Raw genomic sequence first — 21,228 nt, forward strand, 5'->3', positions numbered from 1 at the left:
GCTGTGGCGACGACGTTTCCACGGAGTGACCTTCGTCCACCGACGGCGGCCTGCCACCCGCACCACCGGCCGCGATGCAACCGCTGATCGACAAACTCGACCCCGTTACCAGCTCCGTCACACGGACGTAACATTGCTTGGCGACGCTGGTCCGATGTGCGGCATCGCGGGTGAGATCCGGTTCGACGGTCACGACGCAGACGTGGCGGCGGTCGCGCGGATCAACGAGGCCATGCACCGCCGCGGCCCGGACGGATCGGGCGTGCACGCCATGGGCCGAGCCGCGTTCGGCCACCGACGGCTCAAGATCCTCGACCTGTCTGAATGCGGCGCGCAGCCGATGGTCGACAACGAGCTGGGCCTGACCACCGTCTTCAACGGCCTGATCTACAACTTCGCCGAGCTCAAGGAAGAGCTGCAGGGCCACGGCTACCGGTTCTTCTCGACCACGGACACCGAGGTCCTGGTCAAGGCCTTCCACAAGTGGGGCCCGGCGTGCGTCGAGCGCTTCCTGGGCATGTTCGCCTTCGCGATCCTCGACCGCGACACCGGCGTCCTCACGCTCGGGCGCGACCGGCTCGGCATCAAGCCGCTCTACTACACGCAGAACGCGAACCGGCTGCGGTTCGCCTCAGGGCTGCCGGCGCTGCTGGAGGGCGGCGAGGTCGACACGTCGATCGACAAGGTCGCGCTGCACCACTACATGAGCTTCCACTCGGTCGTCCCGGCGCCGCACACGATCCTCAACGGCGTGCGCAAGCTGCCCCCCGCGACCGTGCGCACCGTGCAGCCCGACGGCACGTTCTCCGACCACGTCTACTGGCGCCCCGAGCACGTCCGGCGCCCCGAGTTCGCCGGGATGTCGTCGGCCGACTGGCGCGACGCCGTGCTGGCGGCGCTGCGGCTGGCCGTCAAGCGGCGCATGGTCGCCGACGTCCCGGTCGGCGTGCTGCTCTCCGGCGGCCTCGACTCGTCGCTGGTCGTGGGCCTGCTCGCGCAGGAGGGCCAGCGGGGACTCAAGACGTTCAGCGTCGGTTTCCACGCCACGGCCGGCGAGACCGGCGACGAGTTCGAGTACTCCGACCTCGTCGCGCGTGAGTTCGGCACGGATCACCAGCAGATCCTCGTCGACCCCCACCGGCTGCTCCCGGCCGTCGACGAAGCGATCACGGCGATGGCCGAGCCGATGGTCAGCCACGACTGCGTGGCCTTCTACCTGCTGTCGCAAGAGGTCTCCAAGTCGGTGACGGTCGTGCAGTCGGGCCAGGGCGCGGACGAGGTGTTCGCCGGCTACAGCTGGTACCCGCCGCTGGCCGAGGTTCCGCGCGACCAGGGGCCGGTGGAGTACGCGAAGGTCTTCACCGACCGTCCGCACGCCGAGCTCGCCCACATCCTGGAGCCCGACTGGCTGCTCGACCACGACCCGTCGCGCGCCTTCATCCGCGAGCACTTCGCGATGCCCGGCGCGGAGACCACGCTCGACGCCGCGCTGCGGATGGACTCGACGATCATGCTGGTCGACGACCCCGTGAAGCGGGTCGACAACATGACCATGGCCTGGGGGCTGGAAGCGCGAGTCCCCTTCCTCGACCATGAGCTGGTGGAGCTCGCGGCGGCCTGCCCGCCGGAGCTGAAGCTCGCGCACGGTGGGAAGGGGGTGCTCAAGGAGGCCGCGCGTGGCAACATCCCGGACGGAGTCATCGACAGGCCGAAGGGGTATTTTCCGGTACCGGCGATCCGTCACCTCGAGGGCGCGTTCCTCGACCGCGTGCGCGACGCCGTGACCGACCCCGTTGCAAAGGCGCGCGGGCTGGTCCGCAGCGACTGGCTGGAAGCCATGCTCGCGGACCCGAACACCGCACGGACCAACCTCGGCTCGAACGCGCTGTGGCAGGTGGCGCTGCTCGAGATGTGGCTGCAGGAGAGGGGGATCTGACTTGGCCGGACTTCGCGCGGAGCGTGCTCCGCAGACGAGCGACGTGGTGACCGAGGCCGACTTCGTCCGTCGCCGGATGGACCGGCTGTCGGGTGAGCACGATCCGGCCCTGTTCCCGACGGCCTACTCCTGTCCGATCCCCTCCCCGGACGGCCGGATGCTGGCCTGGATCTCGGACCGCGACGGCCGGCCGCGCGCCTGGGTCGCGCAGCTGCCCCCGGACGGATCCGCGGTCGTCGAGCCGGGCTGGCCGCTGCCCACGGACGGCGACAGCCACGATCGAGATGGCGACGTGCCGTGGGACGTCCAGAAGATCGCCTGGTCGCCCGACGGCTACTGGCTGGCCTGCCAGCTCGCTCCCGGGGGCGGCGAACGCACCCGAGTCCGGCTCATCAGCCCGGACGGCAGCCAGATCCACGACCTCGCTCCGAGCGCCCCGGCCGTCACGCTGGGCTCCTGGTCGCCGAACGGACGCCAGCTCGGCATCACGATCTTCGGCGCCGTCAGTGGTGACGGGGCCGCGAGCCTGGTCGACGTCCGCGACGGCACGTCGACGATGCTCACCTCCGGCCCCGCGGCGTTGGTGTGCGCGATCAGCGGGGACGGCGCGCAAGCGGTCGTTCGCGTGGGCCGCCGCGGCGCCCGTCGGCTGGAACATTTCGACCTCCGCAGCGGGCGGTGCACCGAGCTGCTCCCCGGTGGCGAGGCGAACGTCGCCGACGCCCGCTTCGGGATCACGGGTGGCCAGCTGTTCGTGCACTCCGACGCCGCGGGCGAGCGGCCCGCGCTGCTGGCGGTCGGGCTGAACGGCGACGCCGAGCCGTCGCTGCCGTACGTCGTGGCGGGCCGCGACGAGCACGACCTCGACCTCGTGTCGCTCGACCCCATGGGCGCGCGTGCCGCGCTCGTGTGGAACGTCGACGGGCGGAGCGAGATCGAGCTGCTGGACCTGCGCTCGGGGCTCACCGAGCCCCTTCCCTGCCCGCCCGGTGACGTCGTCACCGGTGCGGCCTTCACCCGCGACGGGCGCGCCCTGCTGATCGGGAACGAGGGACCCACCGTCCCGCCGACGATCACCCGCATCGCCCTCGACACTCTGATCCGGCATGGGGCGGCCGCCCCGCACGAAGTGCGGGGTGGACGCGTCGGGGCCGGATCGGTCACTGTGACCCCCCTGCTCCCGGCGGCTCCGCGCGACGCCGGGCACCTCGTCGACCCCGTGCTGCACCACTTCCCCGGGGAGGACGGGCTCCCGCTCTCGGGCTGGCTGTTCCGCCCGACGGGCGCGTTCGGAAGCACGCCGACCCTCATCTGGCTGCACGGCGGCCCCGAGGCCCAGGAACGCCCGATCTTCCAGCCTCTGTTCCAGGCACTCCTGGCCGAGGGGGTCGCGGTCTTCGCGCCGAACGTCCGCGGCTCGGGTGGGTACGGCCGCACGTTCTCCCAAGCCGACGACCTGGAACGGCGGTTCGTCGCGATCACGGACGTGCGCGCCGCGGTGACGTCGCTGGTCGAGCAGGGGCTGGCGGACCCGGGGCGGATCGGGGTGTCCGGCCGGTCGTACGGGGGCTACCTGACGCTGGTGGCGCTGGCCTGGTTCCCCGAGCTGTTCCGGGTCGGGGTCGACGTCTGCGGCATCTCCGACTTCACCACGTTCTACGCCCAGACCGAGCCCTGGATCGCGGCGGCCGCCGTCACGAAGTACGGCGACCCGGCGGCGCACGCCACGCTGCTGCGTGAGCTGTCGCCGATCCACAGCGCGGACCGGATCACCGCGCCACTGCTGGTGGTGCACGGCGCCTACGACACGAACGTGCCGATCGTCGAGGCCGAGCAGATCGTCGAGGCCCTGCGCGACCGCGGCGCGTCGCCGGGGTTCCTGCTGTTCGACGACGAGGGCCACGAGGTGCACAGCACCGCGAACCGGGTGCTGTTCGTGCGCGAGGTGGTCCGGTGGGTCACCGGGCACCTGCTGGACGTGGGCGAGCAGACGGCCTGACCTGAGGGTCGTTCAGCCCTCAGTGGCTGAACGACTCGATGACCTGCCGGCCGTTCTGCGTGCCGACCACGAACCGGTAGCTCTCGCGGCTGACCTCGCCGCTCTTCTGCGTGAACACGATCGTCGCCGACACCGTGTTGCCGGACATCCGCAGGTCCTCCGCCCACACCCGGGACAGGCCGCCGTAGAAGCGGTTGAACCCGCCCCGGCCGCCCGACTGGCTCTGCGCGGTGGGGCCGAGCAGAGCCCACGCGGCGTCCGTGTTGCCCGGCAGCTGCCCGTAGTAGTTCTGGACGAAGCCCACGGGGTCGGCCGCGGGCGCCGCAGCGGTGGTGGTCGTCGCGGTCTCGCTCGGCGTCGGCTCGGCCGAGGAGCTGGGCGGCGCCGTGGTGGTCGGGGCCGCGCTCGGTGTCGCGACCGGAGGCGCGGCGGTCGCGGGCGCAGCGGCCTCCGTGGTGGTGGGCGCGGCCGAGCCCGACGGCGAGCCTGCGCCGCGGACGAGCACCACCCCGAGCACGCTGAGCCCGACGACCAGCACCGCCGCCAGCGCGATGAGCAGCGGACGACGCCGGTTGCCCGACGAGCCGCCGTCGCCTCCCCCGGGACGACCGTCGACCGGCCGGGCCGCGGGGGGCGGTGCGGGAGGCAGCGCCGCAGCGGTGGCGACCGGCTCCGGCGCCGGATCCGCCGCCTCGGCCGGGCGCATACCTGCGACGGCGGCGGCGAGGGGGTTCATGTCCAGCAGAGCGGTCCCCGTCGACGGCTTCCCGGTCGCAGGTGCCCGGCCCTCGGCGACCGCGGCGAGCCCGTCGCGGGCCTCCGAAGCCGTGGGGCGCTCGGTCGAGTCGTCGGACAGGAGCCGCATCAGCAGCGCGGTGAGCGGACCGGCCTGGTGCGGCGGATCCACGTTGCCCGTGGCGACCTTGTGCAGCAGCGCGTAGGCGTTGTCGTCGAGCCCGAACGGCGGGTGTCCTTCGACGGCGGCGTACAGCGTGGCCCCGAGGGCGAACACGTCCGACGCGGCCGTTGGCTCCTTCCCGCGGGCCACCTCCGGAGACAGGAAGGCGGGGGTGCCCGCGATCAGACCGGTGCGCGTGAGCTGCACGTCGTCGACCGCGCGGGACACGCCGAAGTCGGTGAGCTTGACGCGGCCGTCTTCGGCGATGAGCACGTTGCCGGGCTTGACGTCGCGGTGCACGACACCGGCGGCGTGCGCGGCGGCCAGCCCGTCGGCGACCTGGCGCCCGATCTCCGCGACCACGCGCGGCTCCAGCGGGCCCTTCTCGTTGAGCATGCCGGCCAGCGACTGGCTCGGCAGGTACTCCATGACCAGCCACGGCCGGTCCTCGTGCACGACGACGTCGAACATGCTGATCACGTGCGGGTGCTGCAGGCGGGCTCCGATCCGCCCCTCCCGCATGAGCCGCTGCCGCGACTCCTCCAGCGCGTCGCCACCGGCCGCCGTGGGCGGCTCGGCCGCACTGAGCAGCTCCTTGACGGCGACGGTCCGGTTCAGCAGCTCGTCCGTACCGCGCCAGACGACACCCATCGCGCCCGCGCCGATGCGCTGGTCGAGGCGATACCGGTTCCCGATCCGGGGGGCATCGTCAGCAGGCGCGCTCATCGCAGCCCAGGATATCCTCCGCCCCTCGACCACCTGTCGCCGCGGCCGGTCAGTGAGAGCGGGCTTGACCACATCGTTGCCGCCAAGCCGGGTTGTCCACAGCCCCGCGGCCCGGATTGATCCGCAGCCCGCGACGGAGGACGCTGGAGGCGACGGCGCGACGAGGCGCCACGGGCAGGTCGGGAACAGGGGACACGATGCGGATCGCGGACATCCTCGGCGACAAGGGCGTCGAGGTTCACACGGCACTGCCGTGGATCACGGTGGGTGAGGCTGCCAAGCGGCTGACGGACGCCGACGTCGGCGCACTGGTCGTCTGCGACGGCGAGCGCCGCATCCGCGGGATCGTCTCCGAGCGCGACATCGTCCGCGCCATCAGCCGGCGGGGCGCCGGAGTGCTCGAGCAACCGGTCGAGTCGGTGATGACGCACGACGTGCACACCTGCGATTCGCAGGAGACCGTCGCCCGCGCGATGGCCCTCATGACCCGCTTCCGCTACCGCCACCTGCCGGTGGTCGACCGCAGCAAGCTGATGGGCATCATCAGCATCGGCGACCTGGTCAAGCACCGGGTGCACGAGATGGAGATGGAGACCGGCGTGCTCCGCGACCGGGTGATCGCCCGCTCGTGAGGCGGATGTGGCCGGGCCGCACGTCCGCGGCCCGGCCCTCCTGCGTCAGTCGAACTCGGGGCTCTCGTCGCGCGTGCGCTTGAGCTCGAAGAAGTGCGGATACGCCGCCAGCAGGCGGGCGCCGTCGAACACCTTCCCCGCGTCCTCGCCCCGCGGGATGCGCGAGAGCACCGGACCGAAGAACGCCACGCCATCGACGTGCACCGTCGGCGTGCCCACGTCCAGGCCCACCGGCTCCATCCCGGCGTTGTGGCTCGCGCGGAGCTCCTCGTCGTACTCGGTCGACGACGCGGCGTCGGCCAAGGTCGGCGACAGGTCCAGCTCCGCCAGCGCCTCCTTGATCACCACGTCGAAGTCCTTGTTCTGCTGGTTGTGGATCCGCGTGCCCATCGCCGTGTAGAGCGGCTCGAGGATCTGGTCGCCGTGCTCACGGGCCGCCGCGATCGCGACCCGCACCGGACCCCAGGCCCGCGTCATCAGGTCGCGGTACTGGTCGGAGAGGCCCTCCCGGTCCTCGTTGAGCACGGCCAGGCTCATCACGTGGAAGTGCAGGTCGATGTCGCGGACCTGGCGCACCTCGAGGATCCAACGCGAGGTGATCCACGCCCACGGGCACAGCGGGTCGAACCAGAAGTCGACGCGGGTGGGGCTGTCGGTGCCACTCACAAGCTCTCCGATCATCGATCCCGGGCTCCGTGCCCGGGTACGGGTGCGTCGTGTTGCTGCCACGTTCAACCAGCTCGGGTACGTCGGATGTTCCGGAATCCCCGCCACCCGCTCAGGACACTCGTGGTTGGATCGGCCCATCGGTCGGACCCCGGTTCCGGCCAGTAGAGGAGTCGGACACGGCATGGCCCCGCCCAACCTGACCCGCGTCGACGCCGAGCGGCGGGCCGCTCAGCTGAATGTCACCGGGTACACCGTCGAGCTCGACCTCACCGACGGCTCCGGCGCCCCGGGCGAGTCGACCTTCGCCACCACCGCGACGGTGCACTTCACCTGCCGCGAGCCCGGTGCCGACAGCTGGATCGACTTCGTGGGGGCGGGAGTCTCCTCGGCCACGCTCAACGGCACCGCGCTCGACGTGTCGGGCTACCGCGAAGACGACGGCATCGCCCTGCCCGGCCTGGCCGCCGAGAACGAGCTCGTCGTCGTCGCCACCGGCAGGTATATGAACACCGGCGAGGGCCTGCACCGCTTCGTCGACCCCGTCGACGGCGCCGTCTACCTCTACTCCCAGTTCGAGACCGCCGATGCCAAGCGGCTGTTCGCCTGCTTCGACCAGCCCGACCTCAAGGCCCGCTACACCTTGACGGTCACGGCGCCCGCCGACTGGAAGGTCGTCTCGAACGCGACGGCGCAGGTCGAGCGGGCCGGTGCAGCCGCCGTGCACCGCTTCAAGCCCACCGAGGTTCTGAGCACCTACTTGGTGGCGCTGGTCGCGGGGCCGTACGCGGAGTGGCGCGACGAGCACGTCGACGCAGAGTCCGACGGTTCTGGCGGGCAGATCCCTCTCGGCATCTACTGCCGTGCCTCCCTCGCGGAGCACATGGACGCCGAGCGGCTGTTCACCGAGACCAAGCAGGGCTTCGACTTCTACCACCGCAACTTCGGCATCCGGTACCCGTTCGGCAAGTACGACCAGCTGTTCGTCCCGGAGTTCAACGCGGGCGCGATGGAGAACGCCGGCGCGGTGACGTTCCTCGAGGACTACGTCTTCCGCAGCCGCGTCACCCGCTCGACCTACGAGCGCCGCGCCGAGACCGTGCTGCACGAGATGGCGCACATGTGGTTCGGCGACCTCGTGACCATGCGCTGGTGGGACGACCTGTGGCTCAACGAGTCGTTCGCGACGTTCGCGAGCGTGCTCTGCCAGGCGCAAGCCACCGAGTACACCGAGGCGTGGACGACGTTCGCGAACGTCGAGAAGAGCTGGGCGTACCGCCAGGACCAGCTCCCCTCCACCCACCCGGTCGCCGCCGACATCCCGGACCTGCAGGCCGTCGAGGTCAACTTCGACGGGATCACCTACGCCAAGGGCGCCTCGGTGCTCAAGCAGCTCGTCGCCTACGTCGGGCTCGAGCCGTTCCTCGCGGGGCTGCGTGCCTACTTCGAGGCCCACAAGTGGGGCAACGCGACCTTCGACGACCTGCTGGGTGCTTTGGAGCAGGCCTCGGGGCGCGACCTGTCCGGCTGGGGCGCGCAGTGGCTCAAGACCACCGGTCTCAACCTGCTGCGGCCGTCGTTCACTCTGGACGACGACGGCGCGTTCACGCGCTTCGAGGTCGTCCAGGGCGGCGCCCGCCCCGGCGCGGGCGAGCTGCGCACGCACCGGATCGCCGTCGGTGTCTACGACGACGACGGTTCGGGCAGGCTCGTGCGCACCCACCGCGTCGAGGTCGACGTCGAGGGCGAGCGCACCGCCGTTCCGGAGCTGGTCGGCGTCCCCCGCGGCAAGCTCGTGCTGGTCAACGACGACGACCTCACCTACTGCGCCCTGCGCCTCGACCCCGGTTCGCTCACCACGCTGATCGACCGGATCGGCGACATCGCCGAGCCGCTCCCCCGCACCCTGTGCTGGAGCTCGGCGTGGGAGATGACCCGCGAGGCCGAGCTCAAGGCCCGCGACTTCACCGCGCTCGTGGCCGGGGGCTTCGGGGCCGAGACCGAGATCGGGGTCGTCCAGCGGCTCCTGCTGCAGGCCCAGACCGCGATCATGTCCTACGGCGACGAGCAGTGGGCCGCCGAGCGCGGCTGGCCGATGCTGGTCGAGGCGCTGCGGTCCCGGCTCGACTCCGCACCGGCCGGTTCGGACGCGCAGCTCGCGGTGGTCAACTCACTCGCCGGCAGCGTGCTGCCCGAGCCCGTGCTCGAGCAGTTCAGCAACTGGCTGCGCGATGTCGACGTGCCGGACGGGCTGACTGTCGACACGGACCTCCGCTGGCGGCTGCTGCACGCGCTGGTCGCCCATGGCGCAACGGACGGCGACGCCGAGGCCCTGATCGCGGCCGAGCAGGAGCGCGACCCGACGTCCACCGGACAGCGTCAGGCCGAGCGGGCCCGTGCGCTCATCCCCACGGCCGAGGCCAAGGAGCGGGCCTGGCAGCGCGCCGTGCACGACGACGAGCTGCCCAACGCGATCAACGAGGCCATCATCAGCGGGTTCTCGCACCCCGCTCAGCGCCCGCTGCTCGCCCCGTACGTCGAGCGGTACTTCGCGGACGTCGCCGACGTGTGGGAGCGGCGTACGAGCGAGCGCGCCCAGTCGGTGGTGATGGGCCTGTTCCCGGCGTGGGCCGTCGACAAGGCGACGGTCGACGCCGCGGACGCATGGCTGGCCGACCCGGCGCATCCGCCGGCTCTGCGCCGGCTGGTGTCCGAGGGCCGGGCCGGAATCGTCCGGGCGCTGGCCGCGCGGGAGTTCGACCGCTCCTGACGAACGGGGCGAACGGGCAGGTCAGCCCCCGCTGAGGGCGTCGGAGAGAGTCGACGCACCCGCGGGGGTCGCCGCCTCGGCGGCCGCCGCCTCTTCCGCAGCGGCCTGCCGGGCTGCTGCCTGACGGGCCGCGGCCCGCCGGGCGGCTGCCTGCTCGGCCGCAGCCTGCTCCGCGGCCGCAGCTGCGGCCGCCTGACGCGCGGCCGCGGCATTCGCCGCACGCTGTGCGGCTGCCCGCTGCTCCGCCGCACGCTGGGCTGCCGCACGCTCCGCGGCGGCCTTCGCCGCTGCAGCGGCACGAGCAGCGGCGGCACGGCGCGCCGCCTCCGCACGTTCGGCCGCTTCCCGCTTCTCGATGGCGTCGACGACCGTCGCCGTCCGCCCCTTGGCCGCAGTGGCGACGCCGCCGAAGGGCAGGTTCATCACCGTGCCCACCGTGAGGACCGGCACCGCGACGACCTCGGGAGCCGCCGGCGGACCTGCCGCCGGTGCCACCGGGAAGGTGCCGGGGCTGCGCACCGCCGCCAACGCCTGCAGCGGAGTCTCCGTGCGGCCCATGGCCACCGCCGCCGAGCCGACCAGCGTGACAGCGACGAGCGCGGACAGACCGACCCGGGCGGCGGTGGTCAGCGCGTGGAGGACAGGTGCCCGAGGCACGGTGAATCCCCCGACCCGGGGAACCGGGACGAGCGGTATCGGAGCGATGCCCTGACTCACGAGGGACGCGCCGTACGGATGTGCGACGTCACCAGATCACCGTACGACAAGAACATGGCCGGTGCCCACACCGAGAACGGCCGAACTCTTCCAGTCCGGTCGGACCTGCCCTCAGTGGACCAGTCGGAGTCCTCTCAGGACTCGACGGACCCCACCGCCGCGGCGCCGGAAGCTCGGGCAGCCCGTCGGCCCGCACACCGAGCAGTCGTCCCCCGACCGCCAGTGCTCGTGCACCTGCGCCCCGTGTCCGCAGAGGCACGAACCCGCGATCGCCTTCGTACCGCTGTGAGCCTCGCGCGGAGCGGGGAGCTTCAACCGCTCCGACACGGCGTCGTCGAGCACGGGCGATCCCGCGGCATCGCGGACGACCCCGATCCCGGTGGGCGGCGTGAGAACGGACGAGCCCATGGTGTGGCCGGACCGCTGTCGGTCCGGACGGTCGTCACCCATGCAGGTTCCCCTTTGAATTGCTCGCTGCGCCGAGTCACAGACAGTATGCGGTCACGTGTCGGTCACGACATCGCTTGACCAGATGAACGGTGTAAAGCGGGCGACGACCGTCGCCGCGCACCGTTGATCGACAGTGGCGACCGTTCAGCGCGTCGGCGTCGCCCCCGGGCGACCGACCTCGGGTCGCTCCGGCGCCACGTCCAGCCCCGAGTCCGCTGCCGGCAACCGCACGGTCGCGAGGCATCCGCGCGGGTCGGTGACGGTGCGCAGGTCCAGTTCTCCGCCCTCGCGATTGATCAGACGGGCGCTGATGTGCAGGCCCAGCCCCGATCCACCTGCGGACGGGTCGTGCACGCCGCGCTGCAGCACGTCGTGCCCCAACGCCGAACGCAGTCCCGGCCCCTCGTCCCGGACCTCGATCACGACCTTGTCACCCGCGCGGTACCCGCGAACGGCGACCGGCGCGCCCGGCGCGTGCCGGTCGCAGTTGGCCAGCAGGTTGGTGATCACCTGGGCGAGCACCGCGGCGTCGCCGCACGCGCGCAGCGCCGGATCGGCGTCGACCGTCACCAGCGCTCCCGCGGACGTACGCAGCGTGACCAACCCGGCCAGCACCGGTCCGACTTCGTACTCGGCGCGCGGCGGCCCGTCCGGGGCGTCGAACACGAGACCACCGCCGTCGAGGATCTTGTGCAACCGGGTCAGCTCGGACAGCACCGCCTGCCGGAGACGCTGCTGCTCCTCGTCGTCCGCACCCGAGCTGAGCAGGTGGGTGATCCCGGCGAGGCCGGCCAGGCCGTTGCGCAGCTCGTGGTCGCGCTCGGCGGCGAGCTCCTGCGCGCGCCCCAGGTGTACCGCTGCGACCGTCAACTCCTCCTGCTGGGCGAAGTGCTGCGAGCGCACCGCCGCGATCGACCGCGCAACGAGCCGGGCCAGGGCGAGGAGCACCACCACCGCCCCGACCAGTCGCAGCGCGGTGAAGACCGGGTCGCCGATCGGCACACCCGTCGCCACCCGGTAGAGCTGGGCGATCGCGACCACCGCGAGACCGAGCCCGAACCGCAGCCGCGGTCCGCTGCGGCGGCGATAGCCCTCGACGACGTAGCCGACCGCGACCGCCGTCCACGCCGGCAACACCACCACCACGAGCAGGGCCATCACCGCCCGGCTCGGGACCGCGGTCTCGGGCACCGCCGAGGCCGCCGTCGCGAGCAGGGCACCGACGACCGTGAACATCCAGGGAACCGCTGGTGACAGCCGCTGCGGCGGCCGCAGCGACGCCACGAGCAGCGGCAGCGCGACGACGTAGGCGACCACCCGGATCAGCAGCAGGCGCGGCGTGTCGCCACTTGCTGCGAGCGCGCTGACAGGCAGCACGACCACGCCGTAGAGCGCGAACGCCGCCGCTGCCCACGACCAGCGCGGATCGTCACAGACCCGACCGATGATCTCGGCGAGGATCGCGGCCCCGGCCGTCACCGTCGCGGTCGCGACCGTCAGCACGAGGACGGCCGCACCGGGCGGTCCGAGACCGCGCAGCGCCGGCGTCATCGCCAAAGCCGTCATCACCGCGCAGATCGCGATGACGACTGCCGTGTCGGTGAGTGGACGCGACGGCCGCCAGAGGCGACCACCACGCGTACTCTCCGTAACCCCAATCACAGGCGTTCGCCCCCTCAAGCAACGCCGATCCCGGAAGAGGCCTGATCCTACGGCCCCTCGTCACACAGCGCGGCCTGGCGTCGTCGTCGGATCGTGTATCAGCCGGCGTGGCCGCGGCGGTAGAGCGCGACGGCCTCGAGCTGCGACCCGACCTCCAGCTTGCTCAGCACCGACCGGATCTGGGTCCGGACGGTGGCCAGCGAGACGACGTACTGCTCCGCGACCGCCTGCGCGCGGTTCCCGCGGGCCAGCTCGGAGAGCACCTCGCGCTCGCGCTGGGTGAGCCGGTTGAGCTTCTCCGCGACCTCGCGGCGCTCGGCCTCGTGCGCGCGGAAGGAGTCGATGAGTTCCTGACGCGTCTCCGGACTCATCACCGGCCTGCCGAGCAGCGCCGCCTTCACATTGGCCAGCAGCACCGGCCACGGCGCACGCTTGGGCACCGCCGCGACCGCGCCGGCGTCCAGCGCCGCGCCGATCCGGCTCCGTTCGGCCGCCGACAGTACGAGGCAGGACCAGCCCTGCTCGATCAGCGGGACGACGAGGTCGACCCCGTCACGCCGCCGCCCCTGCCGGTCGCGGCCGAGGTCCAGGTCGAGCAACGCCAGCCCGGGCGGCAGCGACGCCGCCTCCTTGAGCACCCCCACGAGGTCGACGGCGGCGGCGCGCCGGGCGCGGAGGCCCTCCGCAGTCAACGCGACGGCAAGGGAGGTGCCGACGAGCTCGTGATCGTCGACGATCAGGACACTCGGGGCACCCTTGGGGGACGGGGACGGTTCGGCCATGCCACTCGCTAGGTCGGTACGGGTCTCGTACGTCGGTCACTGACGACCGACCAACGAGCCCGACCTGCGCGAGGTGCGGTGAATGCGAGGTAGCCAGGACATTGTCTCAGCCCCGGCATACCTCAGTTGCGGCGCGATCCCGCCTGGTCGGCGAGCATCCGCAGCCCGCTGAGCAGCCCGCCGAGCAGGTCGCCCTCCTTGAAGGAGGCCACCATGCTCATCACGGCGAGCTTGGCGCCGCGGTCGGGCAACCGCACCCGGGCCTCCTGCCCGGTGACCACCTCGACGACCCGCTGCTCCGGGCTGACCGCCACGAGCACCGACTCGTCCGAGCCCTCCAGCTGGCCGTGCAGCCGCTGAGCGGTGTCGGTGGCCCTGCCGCCGAGATCGCCGAGATAGACGCTGAACCGCAGGCCGCTGTCGCGGCTGGCGAGGGTGAGCGCCTCGTCGAGCCGGGTGAGCTGAACCGGCGTGAACGGCAGACCGGACAGGTCCGGCTCCGTGTAGACCTCGGCCGCCGAGATCCGCCCGGACGAGGTCACGACCGCGCCCAGCGGCAGGTTCTCGCTGCCGGGCATCGCCAATGCCTGCCCGTGGTCGCCTTCACCCTGGTCCATGGTGCTCCCCGGCTTGTTCTCACCAGCTGCCACGTGCGCCTCCTCGCTCACCGGTCACCGCCCGCGCGTGGACAGCCGGCAGATGCGCCCCTTCCGGGTTCGCGGTCCACCACAGGGGCTGGTAGTCCCACGAGTCGCCGACGCGGTGGCGCTTGCGCTTGGCCTGCTTGGGCCCCACCACCGCCAGGAAGACGAGAAGGAAGATGCCGACGACGGGAATCCCGAACCACAGGAGTGTCTCGAGCACGCTCACGAGGCGGAACGTACCGGATCACAGGCCGTCGCGTGCACGTGAGGCGGACCGCACAAGATCGGTAAGGACGATTTCCTCACGGGATGTATCAGCGAGGCCACTTGGCCCCTCCTCACACCGACCGCGAAGGTCAGTCGGAGACGGGGCCGTGCCGGAGGGGCGTGCGGCCCCGTCTCTGACGTTCCCGGAACCGCTACGCGTCGGCAGGCAGACGCAACCGGGCCACGACGGCCCGATGGTCCGAGCCCGGCAGGTCGTGCACAGCGAAATCGAGGGTCGTCGTTCCCCGCGGGACGAACACGTGGTCGATCTGGATGCCGAACCATCGCGGCAACGACGACGGGAACGTGCCTATGAGCGCGTCGAGTCCGCTCGCCGCGCTGACACAGCCGCCCAGGGCCGCCCGCAGCGGGCCGTTGTCCAGCGTGGCGTTGAAGTCACCCGCCACAATGGGCGCCGGCTTCTGGCGCCTCCAGCGCCCGACGACCCCGAACTCGCGGCGCCAGCGCCTCGCGAGTCGCTTGTGGCGGGGCGCGGTGGTGTGCACGGCGAACAGCTCGCGGGCGCCGAGGACTCCCCTATTGGCCTGCAGGTGGTGGTAGTGCAGATCCGATCCCGCCTGGACCTCCACCTCCCCTGCCCGTGGACCCGCGAGCAGCACCACGCCTCGGATGTCGGGCGCTCCCGGTGGAGTGGCCGCCCAGCCGCGGTAACCCATGTGGGACACGAGCGGCGCGAGCTTGTCGCGGAAGTCGCAGCCGGCCTCGGGGAGCACCACGAAGTCCGGCTTCTCCCGCTCGATCAGGCCCGCGAGCATTCCTGTATCCGCGCGTCCGGTGAACACGTTCGCACTCAGCACCGTGAGCGGCTCGGACGCGGCGCTGCCGGCTGTCTGCCGACCTGTCCGACGAACCCGCCGCACGACCGCTGCGGCTCCCGCAGCGGCGACCACACCGAGCGCGAGCCCCGTAGGCCGCGTCGGCCGCCATGCGGCGAGCGTGGAGCCCGCCAGAGCGGCCCCGGCCACCGCCTGCGGACGCCAGGCCACGGCCGCGATCATCGGCAGCCGGCCGTCGAGCTTCACGACGTCGGGCACCAGCACCGCGGCGGCCGCCCCGCCGAGTACGGCGGGCGCGATCCGACGCACCGCGCGAGAGAACGACATCGGCACGACCCTACGGTCCGCCGTCGTCGCCTCCCGCGCCGACGCTGGGGAGCGGAAAGACCGGAAAGTGTGTCAGCGCCCGACTATCCGGCGCAGCAGCCCCACCGGACGACGGGGCACGTCGTCCTCGCGCAGCTCGACACACTCGGGGCAGCGGCGGACACCGGGCTCGGCCATCGACGCCGCAGTGATGACTTGGCCGCACAGTGCGGGGTAGCGGCCGTGACGGGCGGCCGGAGCGATGTCGAGCTCCCGCACCTCGTGGATGCGTCTGTCGAACACACAGGTCACCGACACGGTGAGCACGGCCTGGGAGAGGTTGTCGCGCTGCCCGAGTGTCACGGCGCCCTCCGAGAATCGCTGTTGTGCATCGTCATCCTGCCTCCCCGCACAACACTGTGCAAGGTCGTCTGCACGTGCATCTGCACGATCGGGTGTCGCGTTACCCCATGTCGGCGACATCACTGTCAGCCTGATCAACAGCTTGTGACAGGTCGTGCACCCAGAGGGACATCGGGCGGGTGCGCGTCGCTATGCTGCTGCCGTGGCCGCAGCGGAACCTGCCGTGAGCGACGCCCCGGCGCCGCTCGATCCCGCTCGCACCGCCAGCCCGACGGTCCTGCGTCTCGTCATCGGCACGCAGCTGCGGCGCCTCCGCGAGGCCCGTGGCATCACCAGGGAGGCGGCCGGCGCGACCATCCGGGCGTCGGAGGCCAAGATCAGCCGCCTCGAGCTCGGTCGCGTGAGCTTCAAGGAACGCGACATCATGGATCTGCTCGCCCTGTACGGCGTGACCGATCCGGCCGAAGGTGAGGCATTCGTGCAGCTCGTCCGACAGGCCAACACTCCTGGCTGGTGGCACCACTACTCCGACGTGCTGCCCGGCTGGTTCGAGATGTACGTGCGGCTCGAGCAGGCCGCGGCGACGATCCACAGCTACCAGGTGCAGTTCGTGCCCGGCCTGTTCCAGACCGAGGGGTACGCGCGCGCCGTCATCGCCGCAGACGCCGACGCCGACGGCGGCGAGGAGACCGACCGACGGGTCGCCCTGCGGATGACCCGGCAGAAGCTGCTCAGCGAGCCCGAGGCGCCGCACTTCCGGGCCGTGCTCGACGAGGCCGCCCTGCGCCGCATCTACGGCTCGACGCGGGTGATGCGCGACCAGCTCGAGCACCTCGTGACGGTCGCCGACCTGCCGAACATCACCCTTCAGGTGTTGCCGTTCGACCGCGGCGGTCCGGCCGCAGCGGCGGGCCCGTTCGCGATGCTGCAGTTCGCCGAGGACGACCTGCCCGACATCGTCTACATGGAGCAGCTGACGAGCGCGGTGTACCTGGACAAGCGGGCGGACGTCGAGCTCTACCGCCTGGCCATGGATCGGATCGCCGACGCGGCGTTGACGCCGACGGAGAGTCGCGCCTTCCTCGCCGACCAGGCGGCGCAGCTCTAGTGTCCTGCGCCGGTGATTCGGTGAAGAAGTCGTCCGAGTCGTTCGAGGATGTCCTCGGCGGACTTGGTCCAGATGAACGGTCTGGGGTTGTCGTTCCAGGCCTTCACCCAGGCTCGGATGTCGGCTTCGAGGGCCTGGACGCTGCGGTGGTCGCTGCGCTGGAGCAGGTCTTCGGTGAGGTAGGCGAACCAGCGTTCGACCTGGTTGAGCCAGCTGGAGTAGGTCGGGGTGTGGTGCAGGGTGAAGCGGGGGTGCCCGGCCAGCCAGGCCTTGATCGCCGGGGTCTTGTGGGTGCCGTAGTTGTCCGCGATCAGGTGCACCTGCAGGTGCGCGGGGACCGTGGCGTCGATCTTGGTGAGGAACTTCTTGAACTCGATCGTGCGGTGCCGGCGGTGCAGTGAGGAGATCACGGTTCCGTCGGCGGTGTTGAACGCCGCGAACAGGCTGGTGGTGCCGTGCCGGACGTAGTCGTGGGTGGCGCGCTCGGGCATTCCGGGCATCATCGGGAACGCGGGCTGGGAGCGTGCCAGGGCCCTGGACCTGGGACTTCTCGTCCACTGACAGCACGACCGCGCCCTCGGGTGGGTTGAGGTAGAGCCCGACGACGTCGAAGACCTTCTCCACGAACAACGGGTCGTTGGACAGCTTGAACGTCTCGGCACGGTGCGGCTTGAGATCGAAGGCCTTCCAGATCCGCCCGATGCTCGAGCGCGACAACCCGGTCCGTTCGGCCATCTTCGCCCGCGACCAGTGCGTGGCATTCGCCGGTGTGGACTCCAACGTTGCCACCACGATGTCCTCGACCTGCTCACCGGTGATCGACGACGGCCGGCCGGGCCGCGGATCATCGGCCAGCCCGTCCAAGCGGGCCTCGACGAACCGGGCCCGCCATTTACCGACCATCTGCACCGAGACCCCGAGCTGCTCGGCGACCGCGGTGTTCGACCGCCCCTGCGCGCACGCCAGCACGATCCGAGAGCGCATCGCCAGCGCCTGCGCAGAGGTCGCCCGCCGCGCCCACCGCTGCAACTGCTCGCGCTCCTCAACGGTCAGTTCCAACACGGCTTTCGGACGTCCGGTGCGGGCCATACCCCAGTCTACGACTTAACCTGTCAAATATTGGCGCAGGACACTAGGACGGCGCTGAACAATCCGAGTGTCGAACCCTGGCTGTTGGTCGGTGGCTGGGACGATGTGGTGGTGCAGGGACGGGCTGATCCGCAGCGCGAGCTGTTGGATGTGGAGTCGGTGGCCGGGCACCTGCTGCCGGCGGGTGGGGTGTTCGCGTTCCTGGCCGGGCATCGGCGGGAGTTGTTCCCGGATGAGTTGTTCGCCGATCTGTTCCCGAGCCGGCGGGGTCGTCGGTCGATCCCGGCGGACGTGGTCGCCTCGGTGATCGTGTTGCAGACCTTGCACGGGCTGTCGGACAGCGAGGCGGTCGAGGCGGTCACGTTCGATCTGCGGTGGAAGGCCGCGTGCGGGCTGGCGGTGACCGCGCCAGGTTTCCATCCGACGGTGCTGACCTACTGGCGGCGCCGGCTGGCCGCCTCGGAGCGGCCGCGGCGGATCTTCGATGTGGTCGGGCAGGTGGTCACCGAAACCGGGGTGCTGACCGGGAAGACGCGGCGCGCGTTGGATTCCACGGTGCTCGACGACGCGGTGGCCACCCAGGACACGGTCACCCAGCTGATCGCGGCGATCCGCCGGGTCGCCCGGGTGGTGCCCGGCGCCGCGGAGGTGATCACCGAGCAGTGCTCGGCCCATGACTACCGCGATCCGGGCAAGCCGGCGATCGCCTGGGACGACCCCGACGCTCGCGAACAGCTGGTGGATGCCCTGGTCTCGGACGCGCACCGGCTGCTCGGGCACCTGCCCGAGCAGGAACTCGAGCCTGCCGCGGCGGAGGCGGTCGGGCTGCTGGCGCTGGTCGCCGGGCAGGACGTGGAACCCGCCGAGGGCTCCGACGGCACCGACGGGCGGGGGCGTGTCACGGCAGGTGTGTAAGCCACGGGCGGACCAAGATCGACCGCTGTGATCGACATGGCGGTCGGGAAGGACACCCCTGTGCCACAGAACGACCCCGAGTCTGCCGAGACCGCTGCGGCTCGCCGGCTCACCGACGCTCTCGCCCCGTCGGCGATCGACGCGTTGCTCGCCGACGCGAAGGCCGCCGGCACCCCGATCGACGGTGTCGACGGACTGCTCAACCAGATGACCAAGGCCGTCCTGGAGCGTGCTCTGCAGACCGAGATGACCCACCATCTCGGCTACGGCCGTGATGACCCCGCCGGCGCCGGAACCGGCAATTCCCGCAACGGCGCCTCGACGAAAACGGTGTCCACGACCAACGGGCCGGTCACGATCTCGGTGCCGCGGGACCGCAATGGCGAGTTCGAGCCACAGATCGTGCCGAAACGGGTGCGGCGGGTCGGGCAGATCGACGAGCTCGTACTCTCGTGTTACGCCCGCGGAATGTCAACCCGTGATATCGAGGCACATCTGCTCGAGGTGTACGGCGTGACCGCATCCCGGGAATTGGTGTCCAACATCACCGATGTGGTGACCGATGAAATCGAGATCTGGCGCAACCGCCCGGTCGACGAGGTGTACCCCATCGTCTACATCGACGGGATCCGCATCAAGGTCCGGGACAAGGGCGCGGTCACGATCAAGAGCGCGCACCTGGTCATCGGCGTCGACATCGACGGCCGCAAGCACGCGCTGGGCTGCTGGATCGCCGAGACCGAGGGCGCGAAGTTCTGGCACTCGGTCCTCACCCAGCTGCGCAACCGGGGGCTACGCGACATCCTGATCGCCTGCTGCGACGGCCTCACCGGCCTGCCCGACGCCATCACCAGCGTGTTCCCCGACACCGTCGTGCAGACGTGCGTCGTGCACGTGATCAGAAACGCCATGCGGTTCGTGTCCTACCAGGACCGGAAGAAGATCGCGAAGTCGATGCGGTCGATCTACACCGCGCCCACCGTCGAGGCCGCCGAGCTGGCCCTGAAGGATCTCGACGCCGAGTGGGGACGGCAGTACCCCGGGGTGATCGACGTGTGGCGGCGGGCGTGGAACGAGTTCATTCCGTTCCTGGACTACCCCGCAGAACTGCGCCGGATCGTCTACACCACGAACGCGATCGAATCCATCAACTTCCAGCTCCGGAAAATCACCAAGACCCGCGGACATTTCCCGTCGGACGAGGCCGCGATGAAGCTGCTCTACCTCGGGCTGCGCAACATTTCCAGCAAGAGAGGAGGGGAATCAGGAACCGGCACTCACGGCTGGAAAACGGCGTTGAACACGCTGGTCGTCCTCTTCCCGGGACGACTTACCCTGTGATACGTTAACCACATTCGTCACCCGTGGCTTACACGGGAATCGTGACAGGCTCACGGGCGGTGGCGGATCACCGGCTGGCGCATCGCGCGGAAGGTCGCCCCGGAGCGGGCGCTCTCCACCGTGGATCCCGAGGCCCGGCACGCGCACAAGACCCGCGCCCACCATCAGGACGGCTACAAGGCGCACGTGAAGGTCGAGCCGGACACCGCGCTGATCACCGGGTGCGCGCTGACCCCCGCTGCCGGGCCGGAGTACTCCGACGCCGCGGTCGGCATCGCACTGCTGGCCGAGGAACCCGACCCGGTCGAGGTGTTGGGCGATGCGGCCTACGGCACCGGTGAGCTGCTGGCCGCGGCCGCCGACGGCGGGCACACCGCGATCATCAAGCCGTGGCCGCTGCGCCCGGCCGTGGACGGCGGGTTCACCCTCGACGCGTTCACCGTCGACCAGACCGCCGCCACGGTGACCTGCCCGAACCACGTCACACGCCCGATCACCAGAACCCGGGCGGTGAATTTCAAGGCGGCCTGCCGAGACTGCCCGCTACGGGCCCGCTGCACCACCTCGGCCCGCGGCCGCACACTGCGGCTGCACCCGCACGACGCGCTGCAACGCGCACACCGGGCCCGCGCCACCGATCCCGGGTTCCAGGCCGTCTACCGCCAGCACCGGCCCATGGTCGAACGGTCGATCGCCTGGCTGGTCGCCGGCCGCAACCGGCGGCTGCGGTTCGTCGGGACCCGGCGCAACGACCTGTGGCTGCACCACCGCGTCGCCGGGCTGAACCTGCGCCGCCTACTCACCCTCGGGCTGGCCCGCAGCGGCGGCTCCTGGGTGCTCGCCCCCACCTGAACCGGCTGCCAGCAGCCGCTGGACCGCTCGGACACGACCGGCGCACCCTCGACCGCGACGGGCGGAGCGAACTCGTGTCACCCCGCAAAAGGGGCGCTGCCCGCCACACCGACGTCCCCAAGAGCCCCCGCCCAGCCCGCAGACCGTTGTTCAGCGGTCTCCTAGCTAGGGCAGGTTCCGCCGTCCCAGCGCCCGGTAGCTCCAGCCGGCCGCCTCCCAGCGGGTCCGGTCGAGCGCGTTGCGGCCGTCCAGCACCCGCTTCTGCCGGACCACCCGGCCGAACGCGACCGGATCCAGGTCGCGGTACT

The 21,228-nt window shown here is 71.2% G+C and carries 16 protein-coding genes and 3 pseudogenes; 8 read left to right on the forward strand and 11 right to left on the reverse strand.

Annotated features, from left to right (window positions below):
• Positions 1-154 precede the first annotated feature (154 nt).
• The gene (locus RM445_RS25855; protein ID WP_311559455.1) at positions 155-1,936 is read left to right on the forward strand and encodes an N-acetylglutaminylglutamine amidotransferase; all 1,782 of its coding nucleotides are present in this window, start codon (positions 155-157) and stop codon (positions 1,934-1,936) included.
• Positions 1,937-1,982: 46 nt separating this feature from the next.
• Positions 1,983-3,935 carry a S9 family peptidase gene (locus RM445_RS25860; protein WP_311559456.1) on the forward strand — a complete coding sequence of 651 codons (1,953 nt, stop codon included), beginning with the start codon at positions 1,983-1,985 and terminating at the stop codon, positions 3,933-3,935.
• A gap of 19 nt (positions 3,936-3,954) precedes the next feature.
• Here RM445_RS25860 and RM445_RS25865 read toward each other — a convergent pair whose 3' ends face one another.
• Positions 3,955-5,559: a serine/threonine-protein kinase gene (locus tag RM445_RS25865; RefSeq protein WP_311559457.1), complete on the reverse strand. Its 1,605-nt coding sequence runs from the start codon at positions 5,557-5,559 to the stop codon at positions 3,955-3,957.
• Between the two features lie 197 nt (positions 5,560-5,756).
• Here RM445_RS25865 and RM445_RS25870 point away from each other — a divergent pair, with 197 nt between their 5' ends.
• Positions 5,757-6,191, forward strand: a complete 435-nt coding sequence (locus RM445_RS25870) for a CBS domain-containing protein (protein WP_311559458.1) — start codon at positions 5,757-5,759, stop codon at positions 6,189-6,191.
• A 45-nt stretch (positions 6,192-6,236) separates the two neighbouring features.
• Here the strand turns inward: RM445_RS25870 and RM445_RS25875 are convergent, their stop codons facing one another.
• Positions 6,237-6,872 carry a mycothiol-dependent nitroreductase Rv2466c family protein gene (locus RM445_RS25875; RefSeq protein WP_311559459.1) on the reverse strand — a complete coding sequence of 212 codons (636 nt, stop codon included), beginning with the start codon at positions 6,870-6,872 and terminating at the stop codon, positions 6,237-6,239.
• Positions 6,873-7,041: 169 nt separating this feature from the next.
• Here RM445_RS25875 and pepN point away from each other — a divergent pair, with 169 nt between their 5' ends.
• Positions 7,042-9,627 (forward strand): aminopeptidase N, encoded by a 2,586-nt coding sequence (gene pepN, locus RM445_RS25880; protein ID WP_311559460.1) that lies wholly within the window; start codon positions 7,042-7,044, stop codon positions 9,625-9,627.
• Between the two features lie 21 nt (positions 9,628-9,648).
• On the opposite strand, the gene RM445_RS25885 is transcribed toward pepN, so the two are convergent.
• The 8 genes from RM445_RS25885 to RM445_RS25920 all read right to left on the reverse strand — a co-directional run bounded on the left by RM445_RS25885 (position 9,649) and on the right by RM445_RS25920 (position 15,615).
• Positions 9,649-10,284 (reverse strand): hypothetical protein, encoded by a 636-nt coding sequence (locus RM445_RS25885; RefSeq protein WP_311559461.1) that lies wholly within the window; start codon positions 10,282-10,284, stop codon positions 9,649-9,651.
• A gap of 171 nt (positions 10,285-10,455) precedes the next feature.
• Positions 10,456-10,794: a hypothetical protein gene (locus tag RM445_RS25890; protein ID WP_311559462.1), complete on the reverse strand. Its 339-nt coding sequence runs from the start codon at positions 10,792-10,794 to the stop codon at positions 10,456-10,458.
• Between the two features lie 144 nt (positions 10,795-10,938).
• Positions 10,939-12,360, reverse strand: coding sequence for a sensor histidine kinase (locus RM445_RS25895; RefSeq protein WP_311559472.1), 1,422 nt, complete (start codon positions 12,358-12,360; stop codon positions 10,939-10,941).
• Between the two features lie 194 nt (positions 12,361-12,554).
• A complete protein-coding gene (locus RM445_RS25900; protein ID WP_311559463.1) occupies positions 12,555-13,238 on the reverse strand; it encodes a helix-turn-helix transcriptional regulator in 684 nt (227 codons plus the stop codon).
• A 122-nt stretch (positions 13,239-13,360) separates the two neighbouring features.
• On the reverse strand, positions 13,361-13,855 hold the full coding sequence (locus RM445_RS25905; RefSeq protein WP_311559473.1) for a DUF5130 family protein: 495 nt from the start codon (positions 13,853-13,855) through the stop codon (positions 13,361-13,363).
• A gap of 19 nt (positions 13,856-13,874) precedes the next feature.
• Entirely contained in the window at positions 13,875-14,108 is a 234-nt protein-coding gene (gene ctaJ / locus RM445_RS25910) for an aa3-type cytochrome oxidase subunit CtaJ (protein WP_311559464.1), read from the reverse strand.
• Positions 14,109-14,301: 193 nt separating this feature from the next.
• Positions 14,302-15,273, reverse strand: a complete 972-nt coding sequence (locus RM445_RS25915; RefSeq protein ID WP_311559465.1) for an endonuclease/exonuclease/phosphatase family protein — start codon at positions 15,271-15,273, stop codon at positions 14,302-14,304.
• Positions 15,274-15,345: 72 nt separating this feature from the next.
• Positions 15,346-15,615, reverse strand: coding sequence for a hypothetical protein (locus RM445_RS25920; RefSeq protein WP_311559466.1), 270 nt, complete (start codon positions 15,613-15,615; stop codon positions 15,346-15,348).
• Positions 15,616-15,817: 202 nt separating this feature from the next.
• On the opposite strand from RM445_RS25920, the gene RM445_RS25925 reads away from it, so the two are divergent.
• Positions 15,818-16,723: a helix-turn-helix domain-containing protein gene (locus tag RM445_RS25925; RefSeq protein WP_311559467.1), complete on the forward strand. Its 906-nt coding sequence runs from the start codon at positions 15,818-15,820 to the stop codon at positions 16,721-16,723.
• Here the strand turns inward: RM445_RS25925 and RM445_RS25930 are convergent.
• Positions 16,720-17,812 (reverse strand): annotated as a pseudogene (locus RM445_RS25930) (IS630 family transposase). The gene RM445_RS25925 and the pseudogene RM445_RS25930 sit on opposite strands and share 4 nt — an antisense overlap.
• 111 nt (positions 17,813-17,923) lie before the next feature.
• Between RM445_RS25930 and RM445_RS25935 the strand changes: the two are divergent.
• The 3 genes and pseudogenes from RM445_RS25935 to RM445_RS25945 form a co-directional block, all read left to right on the forward strand.
• Positions 17,924-18,724, forward strand: a pseudogene (locus RM445_RS25935) (transposase); the annotation flags it as partial.
• 39 nt (positions 18,725-18,763) lie between these two features.
• Positions 18,764-20,068 (forward strand): IS256 family transposase, encoded by a 1,305-nt coding sequence (locus RM445_RS25940; protein ID WP_397469400.1) that lies wholly within the window; start codon positions 18,764-18,766, stop codon positions 20,066-20,068.
• 75 nt (positions 20,069-20,143) lie between these two features.
• Positions 20,144-20,920 (forward strand): annotated as a pseudogene (locus tag RM445_RS25945) (transposase); the annotation flags it as partial.
• Positions 20,921-21,228 lie beyond the last annotated feature (308 nt).

Source organism: Pseudonocardia charpentierae, assembly GCF_031845345.1.
In the GTDB taxonomy this organism is placed as follows: domain Bacteria; phylum Actinomycetota; class Actinomycetes; order Mycobacteriales; family Pseudonocardiaceae; genus Pseudonocardia; species Pseudonocardia charpentierae.

Bases quoted from the DNA above. Each gene is read 5' to 3' on its own strand.
- RM445_RS25855 (WP_311559455.1), top strand. From the start codon at position 155: ATGTGCGGCATCGCGGGTGAGATCCGGTTCGACGGTCACGACGCAGAC.
- RM445_RS25865 (WP_311559457.1), bottom strand. From the start codon at position 5,559: ATGAGCGCGCCTGCTGACGATGCCCCCCGGATCGGGAACCGGTATCGC.
- RM445_RS25870 (WP_311559458.1), top strand. From the start codon at position 5,757: ATGCGGATCGCGGACATCCTCGGCGACAAGGGCGTCGAGGTTCACACG.
- RM445_RS25875 (WP_311559459.1), bottom strand. From the start codon at position 6,872: ATGATCGGAGAGCTTGTGAGTGGCACCGACAGCCCCACCCGCGTCGAC.
- pepN (WP_311559460.1), top strand. From the start codon at position 7,042: ATGGCCCCGCCCAACCTGACCCGCGTCGACGCCGAGCGGCGGGCCGCT.
- RM445_RS25890 (WP_311559462.1), bottom strand. From the start codon at position 10,794: ATGGGTGACGACCGTCCGGACCGACAGCGGTCCGGCCACACCATGGGC.
- RM445_RS25895 (WP_311559472.1), bottom strand. From the start codon at position 12,360: ATGACGGCTTTGGCGATGACGCCGGCGCTGCGCGGTCTCGGACCGCCC.
- RM445_RS25900 (WP_311559463.1), bottom strand. From the start codon at position 13,238: ATGGCCGAACCGTCCCCGTCCCCCAAGGGTGCCCCGAGTGTCCTGATC.
- RM445_RS25905 (WP_311559473.1), bottom strand. From the start codon at position 13,855: ATGGACCAGGGTGAAGGCGACCACGGGCAGGCATTGGCGATGCCCGGC.
- RM445_RS25915 (WP_311559465.1), bottom strand. From the start codon at position 15,273: ATGTCGTTCTCTCGCGCGGTGCGTCGGATCGCGCCCGCCGTACTCGGC.
- RM445_RS25940 (WP_397469400.1), top strand. From the start codon at position 18,764: ATGGCGGTCGGGAAGGACACCCCTGTGCCACAGAACGACCCCGAGTCT.